We start from the raw sequence: 17349 nt of genomic DNA on the forward strand, positions 1-17349 counted from the left end.
CGACATGGCTCTCACTCTCCTTTCTCAAGCCGATTCCCTTAAACTGTCGAGCCGTGGCCCCGCTGGCCGGGCTGGCCGGGATGGCATCGGCTACCTGGGAGCGCGCGAACGTCCGGGAGACGTGATCGAACTCTTCACAACGTCCCTCTCGGGTAAGGCGGAAGATCTGTCGCCGGTCGCAACCGGATCGCGGGTCGTGAACGCAAACGGCGCAGCTCTGCGGGTCCCGAGCCAGTCGGAGCCAATCATCATCGCCAGTCGGCAAGACTTCGCCGTCGAGGAGGGGCAGGTCTATCTCGCACGGTGGGCAGTGACCCGCTCGCAGAACTCGTCCGACCCGTTCGGAGACGCGGTCGAGTTTCGGATTGCGTGGCTCGACGCGAACAAGGCGTTCATCTCGACCGCACTGGCAGACAAGCGCGCGCTCATCGTCGCGGACGGGCGCTATGCGTTCCAAGCGACATTCAGTCGAGATCAGCCGGCAGACATCACGGCGCCGGCTGGGGCTCGCTACATGCGGCCCTACATCCGCCTTCTCGGTGGCAACGGCGTTACCGATGTGGAGGTGATCGACCGTGGCGAGAGTTCGGGGCTTCCGGGTCCGAAGGGCAACACGGGCGATGTGACGCCGGCGGCGCAAGCTGCGCGTGATGATGCCGTTTTTGCAGCCTTCCAGACAGACGCAATTCGCCAGCAAACGGACGCGATTCGCCAGCAGGCGGCGTCGGATGTGGTCGAAGCGAGGAACGCAGCAACCGACGCTTGGGCGAACGCCGGTGCTGCCTCCTACCGTCTGGCGTCGGACATCCCAGCCTCGTCGGCTCCCGGCACGCGCTTTCGCGTCTGGGGTGATAGCGCAGCGCTGAACGGGTCATGGCACGCGGACGCGACCGGCTCGCCGGTTCGAGACAACCCACAGCTCGCTAATCAGAAGGATGTCAGCGACCTTAAGGACAACGTCGGTAGCTTCGTCAGTAGCCCGTATCTCGGCTTTTACGACATTGACGACTACGTGACCTTGGATCGCGTCGGCAACGTGATGAGCTCGGCGGCGGACGCCGGACGTTTCGTCAGCAGCCCTTATCTCAACTTCTCCGACGCATCACCCTACGAGATCGTTGATCGCTATGGGCGCCTGCTCATCTCGGGCGGGGAGACCATTGTTGCTCCTCCCGCATCCACCGGGACCCTTTTCGTCCAGTACCGAGCTGCTACGAAATCGCTATGGGTGTCCTGGCAGCATTCCGCGGACGTCATGTTCCGCACCCTCTGGTGCCCCAACGGCGCCAACGCGCTGTTCAACTTCCGCTCGATCGCGTGGGCACCTGGGACGGACCCGACAAGTGCCGTCTGGACGACGATTCAGGAAGTCCAGACCGACTACATCCCACCGATCACACACGAGGCGACCAGCGGCGCTGTAACGCCCAACGTCGTGACGACCGGAGGCAATCACGTCGGCGCGGAAGGTCAGACGACGGCCACGATGGCGGCCTGCGACTTCTTCCTCGACGACGCACGAAAGCTCACGTCGGATTTCACTGGCTGGGCTTCGAGCGTCACCGTGCGCTGGCGCAACATGCTGATGGCCGGCAATACGGTTGTCGAGCGTCGCATCACCACGCGACAGGATGTCTCGGCCCGGTTCACTCCTCGTGCCGTCGAGGTTTTGTCCAAGGTGACCGCGCTGGAGCCGATCCAAATCCGCCGCGAGGGTGGAACGCAGATGGTCGGGGCTGGCTGGCAGGACAGCTACCACTTTTGGGGCGGCACCCAGAAGGGAAGCGTAGCCGGCGATAGCGGGACCCAGAACGGTGGGACGAAGACGCAGGCGCCGGACCAGTGGGCTTGCGTCCTGAAGAGCTCTGTTCACGGGTACGCGGCCGCGTGGATTGATCGCGACTACGGCGCCGGGATGGACTTGGTCCAGCCGGGGGACACGCCGTCTACGAAGAACGGTGGATCCTACAAGTTCTATAACTGGACCGTGAAGGCGGAAACCGCGCCGTACCAGATGGCCGCTGGCGAGACCTACTCCTGGCGAGGCGGTTACGCCTATGCCCCGCCGAGTATCGTCGATGGCCTCGACGGCGGGTTCTTGTTCGATCAGGCGGGTCGGCGTCGGCTGGCGCTTGCCAATTCGCAGGACGTCTTGAGTGGATCGGTCCGGCTGCCCCTCGGCCTTATGACGACAGATTTCGAGACGATCGGCGGGCTCGACGAACTCGGCTCGCCCGTCTCCTTCCCCACCTACACCGCCACCGCCTTCAAGGAGCTGACCTGATGAAGCGCCTGCACATCCAGAACATCGATGCCTCGGACGCCCTCTCGGGAGCTATCCAGATCCCCAGCGCGCCCGCTCTGGCGGTGGCTGGGCTCCTGAACAAGCAGGGCAAAAGCCTCGTGGAAGCATGGTTTGAGGGCCGCGCAAGCGCCTTCAGCAGCGCGATGGATCGCACCCGCAATCTGGCGAAAGGGATCGCACAAGGTCAGTACGATCGCGCCGACATCGTCCCCAACTTTCCTGCCGTTCATCAGATCGAGACGATCCAGGGTGTCCCGGCGCTTCGCACGGCCTATGGGCGGTACGATTTCGTGCGCGAGGGTTCGACTGATTGGACCGTCGCAGCCGTGGTGCGCTTGGGCGACATCACCACCAGTCAAAACACGAGCCTGTTCGGAGGCCGCGCCAACTCGACGGGGTGGGTAAACCTCCCCACTTTGAACGTCAGAGGCGACGGTACGATCCGCGTCTTCGGTGGGCCATCCGCGACGAACCTTCTGGCACAGCTGAGCGGGGCGATGCCGGACATCCGGACCCAGCTCTACCGCATCCTCGTCTCGCAGAGCGTGAGAAATGGCGTCACGATCCGCGTGAATGGCCTGCCGGGGACATCTTCGGCTACAACTTCACCAAAGGTGCAGAGCAGCGGGCGTGAGATCACGTTCCTCGGGTCTGACACGGTGAGTGCTGCTTGGAATGGATGGATGCGCGGCGCTCTCTTGCTGAACGACGACATCAGCGACAACGCTGCGGCTCTCACGACCGTCGAACAGTACCTCGCGAGCCTTCTGGTTGCGTGAGCGGCGGACTAACGGATCGCGGCCCACCACTCAGCTTCCGTGCGCTCCTCGGTAGTCATCTCGCGCGACTGCCATTCCCCGGCGTGCCAGCGATGCATCCGCATGTCATTGCCGTGCTGGCGCCAATCTGAGTGGCGCGAGTAGAGCAAGATCGCGAAGAGGTCGCGCAATCGCATATCGATCTCCCAGTTCATATCCGGGAGTTCGAAAGTCCTTCTGCTGAGGGACCGCTCACGCCTTTAAGCCGGGGCTCTGGACATACGCAGAGAGCCTCCCGGACACGAACGGGCAAAGGCGGCTCCCGCGAAGGAGCCGCCTGAATGTAGTACGACCGGCCGGTCGTCAGCAGAAGGGGTTTCGAACTCCCATCAGCCCGGAAACCGAAGCTGACGCTTCATCCCTAAAGTGCAATCCGGATGGGCGCAACTACTGCGCGTAGGCGGCAACGTACCTGATCGCTCACAGGCGCCAGCGGGGCGCCTTTTTCATGTCCACCACCAGGAGACACCGATGGACCCGACCGTTCCGGTTGGCGCCGCGCGCCTGCTCGACTTCATACGCGACACGGAGGTGGGGACCGAGGCCCGCTCCGGCTACGACGTCATCTTCGGCTTCAACCAGAATCGCCTCCCGAAGCCCGTCACGTCCATGACGATCGACGAGGTGCTGGGGAGCCAGGCGTCGTGGTCGAAGCGGTTCGGCTCGTCTGCCACCGGCGGCTACCAGTTCATGCGGGCGACGCTCGCCGGGCTGAAGACCGAGCTCCGTCTTCTTGGCCGACAGATACTCGACCCGAACCTGCAGGATCGCCTCGGCTTCCACCTTCTGAAGCGGCGCGGCTACGAGCGGTTCGTTTCCGGCCAGATCGACCGGACGGAGTTCGGCAGGCGCCTGGCGCAGGAGTGGGCGTCGTTCCCGGTCCTCGTCGCGACGAAGGGCGCGCACCGGCAGCTCTCGCGCGGCCAGAGCTACTATGCCGGCGACGGGCTCAACAAGGCGCTGGTCCCGCCCGAGCGTGTGGAAGCCATCCTCGACGAAGTGCTGGAGCTTGCGAAGGCAAGCGCGGCCGCGCCGATCGCGAAGCCCGAGGCGGAAGAAGCCGCCGATCCCATCATCACCCCGGAGCCCGACATGACCGACAAGCCGCTCACCCCGATCGAGCAAATGAACAAGCCGGTGGCTGGGGCAGTGATCGGCTCGGCCGTCACCATGCCGGCGGGTGCAGTCGTCGCCATCCTGATGTCGTCCGCCGGCTGGCTGCCGGAGGCGTGGATGGAGGGGACGCCGGCGATCGCCTTCGGCATCGCAACGGGCTGGGTCTGCACGCAGGTCGGCAACTTCATCGGCGCCTACCGCGCCCGCGACAAGCGGTTCACGGCGGAGGTTTCGGGATGATCTTCGTCCAGCTCGTCCACCACTTCCGTGTCCGCCGGTTCGAATGGTTCATGGCGCTGGCCCTGTTCTCGATCGGCGTCATGCTCCACGATCCGGCCGACACCTTCGAGCGCTCGCCCTCCTACAGTCTCCTCGCGCATTGGGCTTCCGAGGAGACATGGGCGTGGCTCCTGATGCTGACGGGCCTCGTGCGCGTCTTCGTCCTGATCCTGAACGGCGTCTTCTTCCGCAAGGCGGCAGAGATCCGCGCCGTACTCGGCGTATGGTCGTTCTCGGTCGCGTCCATGATGGCGATCGGCTTCCACTCCGCGCCGGTCGAGGGTTCGGTTCTCGCCTCCCTCATGACGCTTATGGCGATGTTCGAGCTTTCGAACATCTGGACTGCTTCCCTTGATGCTCATGACCGCAGGCAGGCCCAAAAGCATGGTTCCGACGATTCCCGCTGACGCGCCCGCCTGGGTGCCGCACCTCTACTGGATCGTCTTCGCGGTCGTCGCGGCGGTCTTCGCGGTCCTGACGCCCCGTCTGCGCGCCGCGCTCGCGACGGCAGCCCCGCCGCCTGTCGATACGTCCGTTCGCGTTCAGGGGGCGATTCTGGGCGCCGGCCTCGATGGGACGAAGATCGCGCACGAGCTCGACCGGATCGCCGACGCGCTGGAGGGCATCCAGTCCGCCGTCCAGTCGCTTGCGAAGGCGGAAGAGAGCGGACAGGCGCGAACGCTTGAGGCGATCGTCAAGAAGCTGGAGCGGTTGGATCGCGTGGAGCGATGAGCGCCCGCGCCGGAAGGTTCGGCGTCTCCTCCTTCACCGCGCGCGGGTCCTGCCACGCATCGCCGAACCACTCGCGCATTTCCTCCGGGCTGGCCCACTGCCGTTTCCCGCGTCGCCGCTCTTCCGCCAGCCAGCGCCGCCAACCGGCCGCGTCGGTGACCGAGACCGGACGGACATGTTCGCCTCGGGCGACCGCCAGGGCGTGGTCCAGCTCGACTGTGTGCGGCAGCCGCAGGGCGGCCCGGAGGCTCACCTCCCGATCGGTCGGCATGGCGAAGCGAGGCGCCGACTGGACGAAGGCGGGAAAGGCCGCTTCCAGCGCGCGGGCAGCGTCGCGCGGTGACGGAGCTTCGCCCGCCGAGTCGGGTCCGGCGATCGGCGCGAGGAGGATCCTCCAGGCCCAATAGGACAGGCCGGACCCGTGCGTCTGCACCGGCGTGATCTGGCCGACCCGAAACTCTCCCTCGAACGCGTCATAGACCTCGACGCCCCAGTTCTGCCGACGTCGCCAGCGGAAGCGGAAGCCTTCCATGTCGCACCTCGCCGCGCTTGCCGAATCTCTTCATCGTTCTCTATCTGTTCTCAAGCGGAAAGGGGCGAGACGATGGCGAAGCGGACCGAGCATTTTTATCAGATCAGCCGCATCATCCGGCCCGGCGACGTGGTCCGGGCGGAGCTCGCCTACCTCTATAATTTGCCGCTTGCGCACGAGGTCTTCGTCCTCTGCGCCGAGCAGTTTCCCCAGCACGAAATCTATATGACGCACGGCGCCCGCGTGATCCGGCAGCATCCAGAAGGATGCTGGGAGCGCTGGTATGACGAGATGATGGGGCGAATCGACTGACGGCGCCACTGGCCGTTGATCCTCGTTAGCGGTACAGCAATATTCGCGTAGCACTTTAGCGATGCGAATAGCTGCTGAAGCGAGCGAGGAATGCGATGGCTTCGAACGAGAACAAGGCCGTGACGCTGGCGGCGGCCCGGAACGATTTCGCCCGCAAGCTGCAGGCCGCTCTGTCAGCTTTGGGCTGGAGCCAGAACGATCTGGTGGAGCGGTCGAAGAAGATTGCCGAGAGCGACAAGGCCGCACTGCAGGCCTACGACGTGTCCAACTACATCCGGGGCCGCTCGCTGCCGCGACCGGAGAAGCTGGAGACGATCGCGAAGATCCTTCGTACGACGGCTGAAGAGCTCTTGCCGAACCGAGGCGTGTCGCCGGCGCGCAGCCCGTCGCCGATGGAGATGCGCCAAGGCGAGGACGGGAACGTCTGGCTGCGCCTAGAGCGCACCATGAGCTACACGACCGCGCTGGCGATCATGAAGCTGCTGGCAGACGAGGATGGGGCGACGGTCGTCGTCCAGTCGCAGACGAAAGGCGACAGCGGGCCCGATGTCGTGATCGAGGATTCGCGGGGAGGGCGCACGTCGCTCGACTTCAAGCGCGGCCGGAAAATCGACCTCGACTGACCCGTTTCCGGGCGCGTTTCCGGGCGCAGATATTGCGTCCGGTTCGCTAAGTGATTGGAGGGCTTGGTCGGAGTGGCAGGATTCGAACCTGCGACCCCCTCGTCCCGAACGAGGTGCGCTACCAGGCTGCGCTACACTCCGAAGCCGCGGTCCGTATAGCGGCAGTGTTCGGGCGGAGCAAGGGCCTTTGCGCGCATTCCGTAGGATCCGCTTCGAGCGAACGTTCGCGGGGCTCGTTCGCCCTGGCCGGCGTCTGTTCCGGGCACATGCCGCGGCCGAGGCGTCGGCTCGGCGGGTGGGTGCAGTGCGTTGCACGCCCGCCGCCGAGCGGCTATACGAGCGGCCACCTGCACGGCCTTGGGGCGTAGCCAAGCGGTAAGGCAGCGGTTTTTGGTACCGCCATTCCCTGGTTCGAATCCAGGCGCCCCAGCCAATGCGATCCTCGAAGGCCTTCGAGTTCTGCCGCGCCGGCTCGAAGCGGGTCGATGCCCGACCGAGGTCATGGACGGGACGGCGAAGTCTCCGAGCGATCGTCGATTCTTCGGGGCGATGGTCGAAGGCTCGTCGACGTCTGGCTCGTCTCGCTTCCGCAAGCATTCGTCCCGTCATAGGGTGGGGGCGGTAGGGGTGAGTTGGCAGGTCGACGGCGTGAACACGGAAAAGGCTGTGAGCGAAGCATCGCGGCAGAACGATACCATCGTCCCACATGCGGAAGGGCTGGTCGCGGCGGAAGCCGGCATTCTCCCGGGCATCCCGCATTGGCTGGCCCCGGATATCGACGGCCTGCGCGTCCTTCCCGGGAAGAACACCTACAGGACGACGGTGGACGATGTTCCCTTCGATGTCTTTCTGGACAGAAAGGGACGAAGCAGGTTGATCGTCCTTCTGCCCGGAGCGACCAGTCGAGCGAAGGGGCACATCGACTTTCAACGTCACGCATGGTCGCGGGACTTTCCCGAACACGATGTCCTGTCCGTCAGCGACCCCAGCGTGAAGGCAGAGAACGACCTCAAGCTCGGGTGGTTTCAGCACGAGGAGAAGCGGTATGGCCTCCCGGCGCTCGCCAGTCTGATCCGATGCGTTTCGGAGCGGGGGAATTATAGTCCCGAGGAGATCGTTCTGTTCGGCTCGTCGGGCGGCGGTTTCGCCGCCCTTCAACTGTCGAGATTTCTACCGGATGCGACCGCCATCGCGATCAATCCTCAGATCAATCTGGCGAACTACTTTCGTTCCTTCTACGACAAGATGATCGCAAGTTGCTATCCGGGTCGCTCCGCCGCGTCGGTGGTGTCCGATTATCCCGATCGGATATCGGTCGATATCGAGCTCGATCAGCGACGGGCTCCGGTCTACATCTTCCAGAATGTCCACGATCATCTGCATTTGAACAAGCATCTGCGTCCGTTCGTGGGGACCTTCGACGAGGGGGAGGTGGCCAGCTTCCAAGGCGCGCTCGATGCCGCCGCCGCAACCCGGAAGCTCAACGTCATCTACTATGACGACGAGGCGTCGGGCCATTCTCCGCCTTCGAAAGAGCAGACGCTGGCGATGATCGAACCGATCGTGATGGCGGGACCTCCGGCCGGACGCGCGCAAAAGTAGCCCTTCGGCTGCGGTCCGGTCGGCGCGAACTCCGCGGGCGGGCCAAGCGAGCTCCACCGCGACAGAGCGCGCGCGGCGGATGGCCACGGGCGCGTTCCGGCCTATATCGTCCGGTGCGCACCCCACAATCGAAGCCTCCTTCAAGAGACTTGATGTTCGACTGGTTGTTTCCCCTCATTCTGATCGGATCCGGCCTCGTCGTCGCGTCCGTGTTCACCAGCCTGATCGCCTTCCGCTTCGGCGCTCCGGTGCTTCTGGTTCTGCTCGGCCTCGGCCTTCTGGTGGGGGAGGACGGGCTCGGCCTCCAGTTCAGCGACGCGAGCACGGCCTATGCGGTCGGGAGCCTCGCGCTCGCGATCATCCTGTTCGATTCGGGCTTCGGCACCAGCCTGCGCGCCTTTCGCGAGGCGGCCGCGCCTGCGCTGACGCTCGCGACGGTCGGCGTTCTTCTGACGACCGGCCTCGTCGGCGTCGCGGCGAGCGTCCTGTTCGGCTTCACGCTGGCGGAGGGCCTGCTTCTCGGCGCGCTCGTCTCCTCGACGGACGCGGCGGCCGTCTTCTTCCTGCTTCGCGTCGGCGGCGTGCATATCCGCGACCGGGTGCGCTCCACGCTGGAGGTGGAATCGGGGTCCAACGACCCGATGGCGATCTTCCTCACCATCATGCTGCTGGAGGTCGTGGCGGCGGGCGCCCCGCTCGGCTCCATCGGAATGGATCTCGTCGTCGGCTTCGTCATGCAGATGGGCATCGGCCTCGTCGCCGGGCTGATCGGCGGCTGGCTCACCGTGCAGATGGTCAACCGCGTCTCGCTCGAAGGCGCGCTCTATCCGATCGTCGTCACGGCCTTCTCGCTCTGCATCTTCGCGCTGACAGGCATTCTGGGCGGCAGCGGTTTCCTCGCCGTCTACGCGGCGGGCCTCTATGCCGGAAATCGACGGCTGCAAGGCGCGGCCAGCCTTCGCCGTTTCCAGACGGCGCTGACCTGGCTCGCGCAGATCACGATGTTCGTCCTGCTCGGCCTTCTGGCGACGCCCTCCGCCTTCCCGTCGGTGGCGCTTTCGGCGATCGGGCTGGCGCTGTTCCTGATCTTTCTGGCGCGGCCGCTCGCCATCTGGCTCTGTCTTCTGCCCTTCTCCTTCCGGCGGTCGGAGACGGCCTTCGTGTCCTGGGTGGGCCTGCGCGGCGCCGTCTCGATCCTTCTGGCGATCCTGCCGCTGGCGCAGGGGCTCCCGAACGGGGACGTCCTGTTCAACACGGCCTTCATCGTGGTTCTGGTGTCGCTGCTTCTCCAGGGCTCCACCATCGCGCCCGTGGCCCGGCGGCTGGGGTTGATCGTGCCGAAGGCGATCGGGCCGGTGGAGAAGATCGAGCTGGAACTGCCGGGAACGGGCCGCCACGAGATGATCGTCTACCGCGTCGTGCCCGACAGCGCCGTCCTGCAGGGCGAGCGGCTGCCGCGCTGGGCGCGTCCCTCGCTCGTGGTACGCGACGGGCAGTCCATCCGCTATCAGTATGCAGGGCGGCTGCAGGCCGGGGACTATGTCTACATCCTTACGCCGCCGCGCTTCACCAAGCTCCTCGACCGGCTGTTCGCCAGCCCGGTGCGGCTCGATGCCAACGATCACGACTTCTTCGGCGAGTTCGTCATCGACCCAGCCAAGCGGATGGAAAGCCTGGAGAAGACCTACGAGCTGAAATTGTCTCGAACCGAGCGGGCATTGCCGGTTCGCGACTTCATCCTGTCCCGCCTGGGCGACAGCGCGGAGGTGGGGGACCGCGTCGCCATCGGCGACGCCGACCTGATCGTCCGGGAGGTGGACGGAAACGGCATGATCACATCCGTCGGCCTGACGCCCGGAACGCCCGAACCCTACAACCTGCCGATCTTCCTGAACGGTCGCGAGACGCTCGCCATGGTCCGGCGCATGCTGTCCGGGGCGCGGGGCGGCCGGAAGCCGGTGGAGGAGCGGCGGGTGGAGGTCGATGGCGGCGCCGAGGCTCCGGCGGGCGATGCCCCCGAGAGCGATCCGCCTCCGGAAGCCCCGGGAGAGGGGGACCCGAAGGCGACCGGATAGAGCGCCGTGCGTCCGTTCGGACGCACGAAGGTCGCTCTAACTCTTTGAATTGACGCATCAGGCTTTCCGAAAATCAATTCCGATTTTCGGGCCGATGCTGTACGGCGCGACGGCCTGTCGGCCGTTCCGCTCGCCGGGCGCGCGTCGGCCGAACGGCCGAACCGGGTCACCCAGGCCGAAACCTCAGAGCGAGGATGCGGGACGGCTTCGTCTGCCCGAATGGCGGCGAAGAGCCGTCGACGCTCGTCGAATGAACCGAAAGGGGCGGGAACACGACCGGAAGGGACTGGAGCGGACGATGGGATTCGAACCCACGACATTCTGCTTGGAAGGCAGAAGCTCTACCCCTGAGCTACGTCCGCGCCGACGCCGCGAAACATCCGCCGCGCATGATCCGTCTCATATCTCGGTGGACGGATCGAGGCAAGCTCGCGCGTCGGCGAGCGTTGCATACGACCGCCCCGCGCTGTGGCGAATTGCCGCGCGCTTCCGGTCGGCTCCCCCGAACACGCGGAATTGGAGGCCATTCGAAGCGTTTCGAGGAAATACCGGCCCACCGGCCGGGCACGCCGAGATAAGTGTGAGCAATATTATTTATATGATTTTCACGCGCCCCGCGCATGGCTGGCCGACTTTTTCACGCCATCTCTGGCGCCATCGGGAACACCCATCATGCGCAGCCTCTTCGCGACGAGTTCCGATCGGATTCTCTCGGCGCTCGACGCCTCCACGGCCATCATCGAGTTCGAGATCGACGGGACCGTGATCCGGGCCAATCAGAACTTCTGCGGCCTCATGGGCTACACGCCGGAGGAGATCGTCGGCCAGAAGCACCGGATGTTCCTCGATCCCGTTTATGCCGCCTCGCCGGACTACGAGGCGTTCTGGAACAGTCTTCGGGACGGCCAGTTCGTCAGCGACGATCTGCGCCGGATCGCGAAGGGCGGACGGGAAGTCTACATTCGCGGCAACTACAACCCCATCCTGAACCGGCGGGGCGACGTCGTGAAGATCGTCAAATTCGCCAACGACATCACGGCCGCCAAGCAGGCGCAGCTCGTGGACGCTTCGAAGATCGAGGCCATCGACAGGGCGCAGGCGACGATCGAGTTCTCGGTGGACGGGACGATCCTGACCGCCAATCCGAACTTTCTCAACGCCCTCGGATACGAGCTGAGCGACATCGTCGGACGTCACCATCGCATCTTCGTCGATCCCGCCTACGCCGCGTCCCCGGACTATGAGGAGATGTGGAAGCGCCTCAGGGCCGGGGAGTTCGTGGCTGACGAGTTCAAGCGCATCGCCAAGAATGGGCAGGATGTCTACATCCAGGCCTCCTACAACCCGGTCTTCGGCTTCGACGGGCGCGTCCTGAAGATCGTCAAGTTCGCCGTCGACGTCACGGCGCGCGTGAACGCGGTGCGCCGGCTCGGAGACGCGCTGGGGCGGCTCGCGGGCGGCGATCTTTGCAGCGAAATCTCCGAGCCCTTCATTCCGACCCTCGACCAGGTTCGACAGGACTTCAACCGCTCGTCGGAACGGCTCGGCTCGGCCATGCAGACGGTCCGCGTGAACGCGGACTACATTCTGGCGGGCGCCGACCAGATCCGGACGGCTTCGAACGATCTGGCGACCCGAAGCGAGCAGCAGGCCGCCGCCATCGTGCAGACGTCCGCGGCGCTTTCGGAACTGACGGGCAACGTGCAGCAATCCACCCGGCATGCCGAGGAGGCGGGGGAGATCGTCGCGGGAACGAAGCAGGAAGCCGAGGTGTCAGGGACCATCGTGTCGCGAGCGGTCGATGCGATGGGGCGGATCCAGGCCTCCTCCGAGCAGATCGGGAAGATCATCGGCGTCATCGACGAGATCGCCTTCCAGACCAATCTCCTGGCCTTGAACGCGGGCGTCGAGGCGGCGCGGGCGGGCGACGCGGGTCGCGGCTTCGCCGTCGTGGCGCAGGAGGTGCGCGGGCTGGCGCAGCGTTCGGCGGAGGCGGCCAAGGAGATCAAGAACCTCGTCTCGACCTCGCGCGGGCAGGTCCGCGAAGGCGTGGAACTGGTGGACGAAGCCGGCCAGGCGCTTCATCGCATCGTGGACAAGGTGGCCGAGGCCAATCACCGCGTCCTTTCCATCGTCCAGACGGCGCGGTCGCAGGCGAGCGGAATCCAGGAGATCAACGTTGCGGTGGGCACGCTGGAGCAGGGCATCCAGCGCAACGCCGCTCTCGTCGAAGAAACGACGGCCGCGTGCAACGAGCTTTCGGGCGAAGCGCGGGCACTGAACGGCCTGCTGACGCAGTTCAAGGTGCCGCAGGCGAACGCGAGTTCATCGACCGGCGCGCCTGTTGGCGGCGGCGTCCACGATCTCCAGACCCGTCTCGCCCGCTCGCTCTGACGCCCGCGCCGGTCGGAGCTCGAGGCACGGGGCCGACCGTGCGGCACATAGAGCGCCGTGCGTCCGTTCGGACGCACAAAGGTCGCTCCATCTCTTTGAACCTGCGCATCAGGCTTTCCGAAAATCGACGCCGATTTTTGGGGCCGATGCTGGAGGCTTCGATATCGCCCCGGGCTTTGCGGAGTGCGAGGCGTCGAAGCCTCGCCCTTCGTGTTCGACGGGAAGCCGGGCAGGGGAGGAGGCCTTCGTCAGGCGCGGGACGAAGGCCATGGGAGCGCGCGTCGCGCCCATATCGTGCCGATGCGCGAAGACGAACGGCCTTCTCGCGCCGGCGCTCCGCGAACCCCTTACCGGGCTCCTGCTTCGCGGCGCCCACCCGTCCCGCGCGCGGAAGGGGCGGCGCTCTCAAAGAAGCCGTCTCAACGCTCCGAGCAGCCGGGCTTGTAGGTGAGGACGGGCCAGCGATCGGCGCGCACCGCCTGCTGCCGGATCCAGCCCGTGAAGTTGGAGACCGTCGCACGGCACCAATTGCCGTCGGAGGCGGTGGTGCACTCCTGCACGACGACGCAGGTGTTGGCCGGAATCGTCGCCACGACGGGCGCGTCGGGGCGGGCTTCGCCACGGGCGTTCAGGGCGACCAGAACCGCCGCCCGCGCGGTCTCGTCCACCCCTTTGCGCAGCGGCGCCTCCTTGTCGGCCGCGCTGGCGCAGGAGGCGGTGTAGCCGTAGTAGACGCAGCCGTCATTTGCCGTGGCCGAAGCGGCGGATCGCGCCGCCTCGGCGGGCAGGCGCTCGAACACGACCGTTCCGCCGGCGGCGAGCTCTCCGCTCATCCTGTTCTGATTGCCGCCCAGCCGCGCGAGCACGTCGTCACCGCCGCCGATGAGACCCAGCTGATTGTCGACGATGCCCCAACGCTCGACCTCGGCGAGGGCGCCGCCGCAGCGCGTGGCCTCCAGGCGGTAGCCTTTCTCCACCGGATCGGTGCGCAGCGAAAGGCGGCAACTGCCGCCGGCCGAAAGCGCGGGGTCGAGCGTCTGCCAGTCGCCGGAGAAGGCCCGGACGAAATCCGCCTCGCTTTGCGCGGCCGCCGGTGCGGCCAACGCCGTGACGAGCGCGACGGCCGCGCAGATCGATAGCCTGATGGTCATGCTTGCCCCCAAATTTGCTCGGCGAACCCCTCCGCCGCCCGAAACTACTGCCCGACCGAGAGCCGGCTGCGAGCGACTTCCCGGCCATCGGCCGAGAGGACGAGTTCGGCCGCCAGAACGTCCTGCGGGTCGATCGAGAGGCCGACGGTCGCCACCGTCGCGCTCTCGCCTTCGCCGAGTTCGAACGCGCCCCCCTGGCTCGTCGAGCTTCGGCCCGAGGTGCCGCTCTTCTCGATCTTGAGCTGCGCCTCGTAGAGCCCCCCGTGAGGGCGAGGGCCTTCCCGGTCAGCCTGACGGTCGCCGTGTCCCGCTCCACCTCGATCGTCGCGATCGCCGCCGGCGGTCCGTCTGCGGCCATGCCCGCGAAGGGGCTCATGCCGGCGATCACCGCCGCCACCGGGACGAGGCGGCGCATGCTACTGCGCCCCGCCGATGGCGGTCTGCGTGATGGTGACCGTCGCGCCGTTCGAGATCACGCTCGTGCCCGGCCCCCCGACGAAGGCCTGCCCGACACCGTCCTGATACAGCGAGACGCTCGTGCCGGCCCCATCGACGGTCAGATTGGACGTGAGGCCCGATCCGACCTGACTGACCAGTCCGGTCGCGCCCGCGCCCGTGACGCCGAGCGTGGCGTTGTTTCCGGTCCCGTCCTGCAGGATCGTGCCGCCCAGAGCGGCCGGGGCGACGGTGAGGTTCGCGACATTGCCGTTGCCCATCTGGCCGACCAGCGCCTCACCCGCGCCGGCCAGGTTCACCGTCGCGGCGTTTCCGGTTCCGCCTGTCCCCGAATCCTGGAGCAGCCCGACGAACCCGTCCCATCCCGTGATCGTGACGGATGCGGTGTTGTTGTCGCCCCGCTGGCGGGCGGGCGACCCCGGCTGCGCCACGGCGGACAGGGTGTTGACCGTGACGGCTTGCACGGCGTCCTCGTCCCCGCGCGGTTCCTCGACCTGAAGGAAGCTCCGCGACGTCGGCTGCGTGAGCGTCAGTCCGCCGACGGTGCTTCCGCCGGCCTGCGACTGATCCACGGTGATTGTGTTGCCGGTTCCCGGACGCGACGGATCGCCCTGCTGGATGGAGAGCGTGTTGCTCTGCGCCGCTGCCGAACCGACGGTCAGCCCGGCGGCTATGAGGGTTGCGGGGACCAGAAAGCGCATCATGGAATCTCCCGTAACGGCATGTCAGACGGAGGCCGATCCTCTACCAGGATCTTTGCGTAATGGAAACTATATTGCCTTGCCCGACCTGTGAAAAGGCCGCGACGTTGCTCATGCCGGTCTGGCTGACGGCGGCCTGGTTCCGGCTGCCGGCGACCGAGCCGCTGACGCTGTTGGACGAGCCGGACTGCACCGCGGCGAGGAGATTGTCCGACCCGGTCACCGAGAAGGACATCGAGTTGCCTTCGCCCGATTGGGAGAGCGACCCCCATGGCAGGCCGGAGAGGAGGGGCGCCGGCACCAGCGCACCGGCAGCGCCCCCGCCGTTCCGGTCGCCCGAGACCGAGACCGCGATCGTATTTTGCGACGATGCCACGGCCGGTGAGGCCTGGGCGATCGAAAGCGTGTTGTGGGACCCGCCGAACTCCACCGTCGCGAGGTTGGTCGCACGGTCCAGAGTCTGGAGCGTGAGGACGTTTCCGGTGGGATTGGCGTGAACTGCGTGTGGAAGTATCGCTCCGGACAGAACGAGAAGGGCAAGCAGGCTGCGCATGGAACGCTCCAGTCATCTTCGATGAGTGGAGGTTACGCAGGGACAGATTAGCGCAATTCTTACCGGAGGTTTCCATCTCTAGTCTTGTTGAATCGAGCTGTAATTGCCATCGCCAATTTGAATCGATTCCGCGAAATGGCCGGTTCCGATCTGGTCGATCGACGAGCGGTTGGAACTTCCGACCACGGTGATCGACGCCGTATGTCCGAGCCCCGTCTGGGCGAGGGAAAGCCGGTTCAGATCGCCCAGCACGTCGATGTCGGCCCGGTGCCCCTGTCCCGCCTGAGACAGGCCGGCACCCAAGGTCCGGGCGCTCCCTGAGAGGGGGCGGTGGGCCTCGTTGTTGTTGCCCGTGATCCGCACGTCCATGCGGTTGTCGGCACCCTGCTGGGCGATTGCGACGCGATTGATGTCGCCGATCGTGGAGACGAGCGCGGTGTTGCCGGCGGCGGAAACGGCCGCGCCGCGCCGCGCACTGCTCGTCTGGACGATGTCGGCGGTGTTCCCGTCGCCATCCTGACGCAGCGCCATGCGGTTCTCGTCGCCGAGCATGGTGACGGTGGCTCCGTTTCCGAAGCCGCTCTGGGCCGCGGCGAAGCCGTTTCCGTCCGCCCGGCCGTCCGCTTGCGCGCCGATCGTCAGAGTGAAGGAATTGTCGTCGCCGAACTGCTCGACGGAGGCGGCGAAACTGGCGAAGGCGACGCTGTCGCCGCTCATGGCGGCGAAGCCGCCGATCCCTTCGCTGCCATTGTCGTCGCCCGCGATCGTGATGCGCGCGACGTTTCCCTCGCCTTCGACGAGCCCGCCGAGGCCCGCCTGGACGATCTGATCGACGAAGTTCGCGTCGCCGTCGATGCGAAGATCGACCTCGTTGACGCTTCCGCTCTGAACGACGTTGCCGACGGCGTTCAGGGCGCCGGAGAGACGAAGCCTCGCCCGGTTCGCCGCGCCCTGCTGGTCGGCGATGCGCAGCGCGTTCTCCGATCCGTCCTGAGTGAGGACGATATCGTTGCCGGCACCCACCTGCCGCAATTGTTCGACCGCCTGCCGCGCGCCCGTCTGGGTGACGTCGAGCCTGTTCTCATCGCCGGTCGTGTCGCGAACGGAATGGGCCTGGACGATCTCGCTGATCGAATGGAAGCCGGGACCGGTGGAGACCGCTGGCCCTTCGCTGCCTTCGGCGTAGGAGCCGCCGATCTGGGTGATGGTGGCGCGGTTCGTCGGCCCCTGGAGGCCCGACCCGGCGCTCTGGTCGATCGCGCCGACGAGATTGGCGCCTCCCTCGCGCGCGGTTCTTTGCGTGATCTGGAGGACGTTGGCGTCGCCGCGCTGGAAGAGGCCGGTCGCGACGCCGCTTTCCCCGGTCAGAAGGCCGGCCTGACCGATCATGTTAATGCGGCCGATGCCGTTGCTTTCGCCGACCTGCAGGATCTCGACCTGATTGCGGTCGCCGAGCTGGTTCAGGCGGAGGTCCGCGCTGGCGCCGCCGACGAGGTTGTTCGCACCCGTCTGGTCGATGGTGATGACGTTCGTGTCACCGGTCTGGCCAAGGAACACGTCGTTGGACTGGGCATGGGCCGACCCGGCCGCGACACCGGCGCCCAGGAGAAGCGGCCAGAGCGTGGAATGGCGTTTCAGCATCGGTCGTCTCCTTCAGGAGTGACGAGGAGCCTGCGGGCGGGGAGGAAAGACGGTCGGCC

At 66.2% G+C, this 17349-nt stretch carries 16 protein-coding genes, 3 tRNA genes and 1 pseudogene; 11 read left to right on the plus strand and 9 right to left on the minus strand.

Annotated elements, in window-relative coordinates:
* Positions 1-4 precede the first annotated feature (4 nt).
* Positions 5-2284: a hypothetical protein gene (locus AC6R2M_RS06895; RefSeq protein ID WP_500486787.1), complete on the plus strand. Its 2280-nt coding sequence runs from the start codon at positions 5-7 to the stop codon at positions 2282-2284.
* Entirely contained in the window at positions 2284-3084 is an 801-nt protein-coding gene (locus AC6R2M_RS06900; protein WP_500486789.1) for a hypothetical protein, read from the plus strand. Before AC6R2M_RS06895 ends, AC6R2M_RS06900 begins: the two co-directional genes overlap by 1 nt.
* A gap of 8 nt (positions 3085-3092) precedes the next feature.
* On the opposite strand, the gene AC6R2M_RS06905 is transcribed toward AC6R2M_RS06900, so the two are convergent.
* A complete protein-coding gene (locus tag AC6R2M_RS06905; RefSeq protein ID WP_500486791.1) occupies positions 3093-3278 on the minus strand; it encodes a hypothetical protein in 186 nt (61 codons plus the stop codon).
* 316 nt (positions 3279-3594) lie between these two features.
* Between AC6R2M_RS06905 and AC6R2M_RS06910 the strand changes: the two genes are divergently transcribed.
* Genes AC6R2M_RS06910 through AC6R2M_RS06920 form a run of 3 tightly spaced genes read left to right on the plus strand, consistent with a single transcriptional unit; the run spans position 3595 to position 5250 of the window.
* The gene (locus AC6R2M_RS06910; protein ID WP_500486793.1) at positions 3595-4479 is read left to right on the plus strand and encodes a lysozyme family protein; all 885 of its coding nucleotides are present in this window, start codon (positions 3595-3597) and stop codon (positions 4477-4479) included.
* Positions 4476-4925, plus strand: coding sequence for a hypothetical protein (locus tag AC6R2M_RS06915; protein WP_500486795.1), 450 nt, complete (start codon positions 4476-4478; stop codon positions 4923-4925). The genes AC6R2M_RS06910 and AC6R2M_RS06915 overlap by 4 nt, the downstream gene beginning before the upstream one ends.
* A complete protein-coding gene (locus AC6R2M_RS06920; RefSeq protein WP_500486797.1) occupies positions 4903-5250 on the plus strand; it encodes a hypothetical protein in 348 nt (115 codons plus the stop codon). The genes AC6R2M_RS06915 and AC6R2M_RS06920 overlap by 23 nt, the downstream gene beginning before the upstream one ends.
* Here AC6R2M_RS06920 and AC6R2M_RS06925 read toward each other — a convergent pair.
* The gene (locus tag AC6R2M_RS06925; RefSeq protein ID WP_500486799.1) at positions 5213-5782 is read right to left on the minus strand and encodes a hypothetical protein; all 570 of its coding nucleotides are present in this window, start codon (positions 5780-5782) and stop codon (positions 5213-5215) included. The two genes, AC6R2M_RS06920 and AC6R2M_RS06925, sit on opposite strands and share 38 nt — an antisense overlap.
* 72 nt (positions 5783-5854) lie before the next feature.
* Between AC6R2M_RS06925 and AC6R2M_RS06930 the strand changes: the two genes are divergently transcribed.
* Positions 5855-6094 (plus strand): hypothetical protein, encoded by a 240-nt coding sequence (locus AC6R2M_RS06930; RefSeq protein WP_500486801.1) that lies wholly within the window; start codon positions 5855-5857, stop codon positions 6092-6094.
* A gap of 95 nt (positions 6095-6189) precedes the next feature.
* Complete coding sequence (locus AC6R2M_RS06935) at positions 6190-6717, plus strand: hypothetical protein (protein WP_500486803.1); 528 nt, start codon at positions 6190-6192, stop codon at positions 6715-6717.
* Between the two features lie 64 nt (positions 6718-6781).
* Here AC6R2M_RS06935 and AC6R2M_RS06940 read toward each other — a convergent pair.
* A tRNA-Pro gene (locus AC6R2M_RS06940) sits at positions 6782-6858 on the minus strand.
* Positions 6859-7075: 217 nt separating this feature from the next.
* On the opposite strand from AC6R2M_RS06940, the gene AC6R2M_RS06945 reads away from it, so the two are divergent.
* From AC6R2M_RS06945 to AC6R2M_RS06955, 3 genes are all read left to right on the plus strand, one after another.
* Positions 7076-7150: transfer RNA gene (locus AC6R2M_RS06945), tRNA-Gln, on the plus strand.
* Positions 7151-7365: 215 nt separating this feature from the next.
* Positions 7366-8319 carry a YqiA/YcfP family alpha/beta fold hydrolase gene (locus AC6R2M_RS06950; RefSeq protein ID WP_500486804.1) on the plus strand — a complete coding sequence of 318 codons (954 nt, stop codon included), beginning with the start codon at positions 7366-7368 and terminating at the stop codon, positions 8317-8319.
* Between the two features lie 152 nt (positions 8320-8471).
* Positions 8472-10394 carry a potassium/proton antiporter gene (locus tag AC6R2M_RS06955; RefSeq protein ID WP_500486806.1) on the plus strand — a complete coding sequence of 641 codons (1923 nt, stop codon included), beginning with the start codon at positions 8472-8474 and terminating at the stop codon, positions 10392-10394.
* Between the two features lie 287 nt (positions 10395-10681).
* Here the strand turns inward: AC6R2M_RS06955 and AC6R2M_RS06960 are convergent.
* A tRNA-Gly gene (locus tag AC6R2M_RS06960) sits at positions 10682-10756 on the minus strand.
* Between the two features lie 310 nt (positions 10757-11066).
* Here AC6R2M_RS06960 and AC6R2M_RS06965 point away from each other — a divergent pair.
* Positions 11067-12788, plus strand: a complete 1722-nt coding sequence (locus tag AC6R2M_RS06965; protein ID WP_500486808.1) for a methyl-accepting chemotaxis protein — start codon at positions 11067-11069, stop codon at positions 12786-12788.
* Between the two features lie 419 nt (positions 12789-13207).
* Here AC6R2M_RS06965 and AC6R2M_RS06970 read toward each other — a convergent pair whose 3' ends face one another.
* The 5 genes and pseudogenes from AC6R2M_RS06970 to AC6R2M_RS06990 all read right to left on the minus strand — a co-directional run bounded on the left by AC6R2M_RS06970 (position 13208) and on the right by AC6R2M_RS06990 (position 17290).
* On the minus strand, positions 13208-13939 hold the full coding sequence (locus AC6R2M_RS06970) for an SH3 domain-containing protein (RefSeq protein WP_500486810.1): 732 nt from the start codon (positions 13937-13939) through the stop codon (positions 13208-13210).
* A gap of 44 nt (positions 13940-13983) precedes the next feature.
* Positions 13984-14181: pseudogene (gene csgH, locus AC6R2M_RS06975) on the minus strand (curli-like amyloid fiber formation chaperone CsgH); the annotation flags it as partial.
* A gap of 174 nt (positions 14182-14355) precedes the next feature.
* Positions 14356-15099: a hypothetical protein gene (locus AC6R2M_RS06980; RefSeq protein WP_500486812.1), complete on the minus strand. Its 744-nt coding sequence runs from the start codon at positions 15097-15099 to the stop codon at positions 14356-14358.
* Positions 15100-15139: 40 nt separating this feature from the next.
* Positions 15140-15649, minus strand: coding sequence for a hypothetical protein (locus tag AC6R2M_RS06985; RefSeq protein WP_500486814.1), 510 nt, complete (start codon positions 15647-15649; stop codon positions 15140-15142).
* 78 nt (positions 15650-15727) lie between these two features.
* On the minus strand, positions 15728-17290 hold the full coding sequence (locus AC6R2M_RS06990) for a hypothetical protein (protein WP_500486816.1): 1563 nt from the start codon (positions 17288-17290) through the stop codon (positions 15728-15730).
* Positions 17291-17349 lie beyond the last annotated feature (59 nt).

The sequence above is a fragment of the Aureimonas sp. CAS genome (genome assembly GCF_059838215.1).

Excerpts from the sequence above, each read along its gene's own strand:
- AC6R2M_RS06895 (WP_500486787.1), top strand. The coding sequence starts at position 5 with ATGGCTCTCACTCTCCTTTCTCAAGCCGATTCCCTTAAACTGTCGAGC.
- AC6R2M_RS06900 (WP_500486789.1), top strand. The coding sequence starts at position 2,284 with ATGAAGCGCCTGCACATCCAGAACATCGATGCCTCGGACGCCCTCTCG.
- AC6R2M_RS06905 (WP_500486791.1), bottom strand. The coding sequence starts at position 3,278 with ATGAACTGGGAGATCGATATGCGATTGCGCGACCTCTTCGCGATCTTG.
- AC6R2M_RS06910 (WP_500486793.1), top strand. The coding sequence starts at position 3,595 with ATGGACCCGACCGTTCCGGTTGGCGCCGCGCGCCTGCTCGACTTCATA.
- AC6R2M_RS06915 (WP_500486795.1), top strand. The coding sequence starts at position 4,476 with ATGATCTTCGTCCAGCTCGTCCACCACTTCCGTGTCCGCCGGTTCGAA.
- AC6R2M_RS06920 (WP_500486797.1), top strand. The coding sequence starts at position 4,903 with ATGGTTCCGACGATTCCCGCTGACGCGCCCGCCTGGGTGCCGCACCTC.
- AC6R2M_RS06925 (WP_500486799.1), bottom strand. The coding sequence starts at position 5,782 with ATGGAAGGCTTCCGCTTCCGCTGGCGACGTCGGCAGAACTGGGGCGTC.
- AC6R2M_RS06930 (WP_500486801.1), top strand. The coding sequence starts at position 5,855 with ATGGCGAAGCGGACCGAGCATTTTTATCAGATCAGCCGCATCATCCGG.
- AC6R2M_RS06935 (WP_500486803.1), top strand. The coding sequence starts at position 6,190 with ATGGCTTCGAACGAGAACAAGGCCGTGACGCTGGCGGCGGCCCGGAAC.
- AC6R2M_RS06955 (WP_500486806.1), top strand. The coding sequence starts at position 8,472 with ATGTTCGACTGGTTGTTTCCCCTCATTCTGATCGGATCCGGCCTCGTC.
- AC6R2M_RS06965 (WP_500486808.1), top strand. The coding sequence starts at position 11,067 with ATGCGCAGCCTCTTCGCGACGAGTTCCGATCGGATTCTCTCGGCGCTC.
- AC6R2M_RS06970 (WP_500486810.1), bottom strand. The coding sequence starts at position 13,939 with ATGACCATCAGGCTATCGATCTGCGCGGCCGTCGCGCTCGTCACGGCG.
- AC6R2M_RS06980 (WP_500486812.1), bottom strand. The coding sequence starts at position 15,099 with ATGATGCGCTTTCTGGTCCCCGCAACCCTCATAGCCGCCGGGCTGACC.
- AC6R2M_RS06985 (WP_500486814.1), bottom strand. The coding sequence starts at position 15,649 with ATGCGCAGCCTGCTTGCCCTTCTCGTTCTGTCCGGAGCGATACTTCCA.
- AC6R2M_RS06990 (WP_500486816.1), bottom strand. The coding sequence starts at position 17,290 with ATGCTGAAACGCCATTCCACGCTCTGGCCGCTTCTCCTGGGCGCCGGT.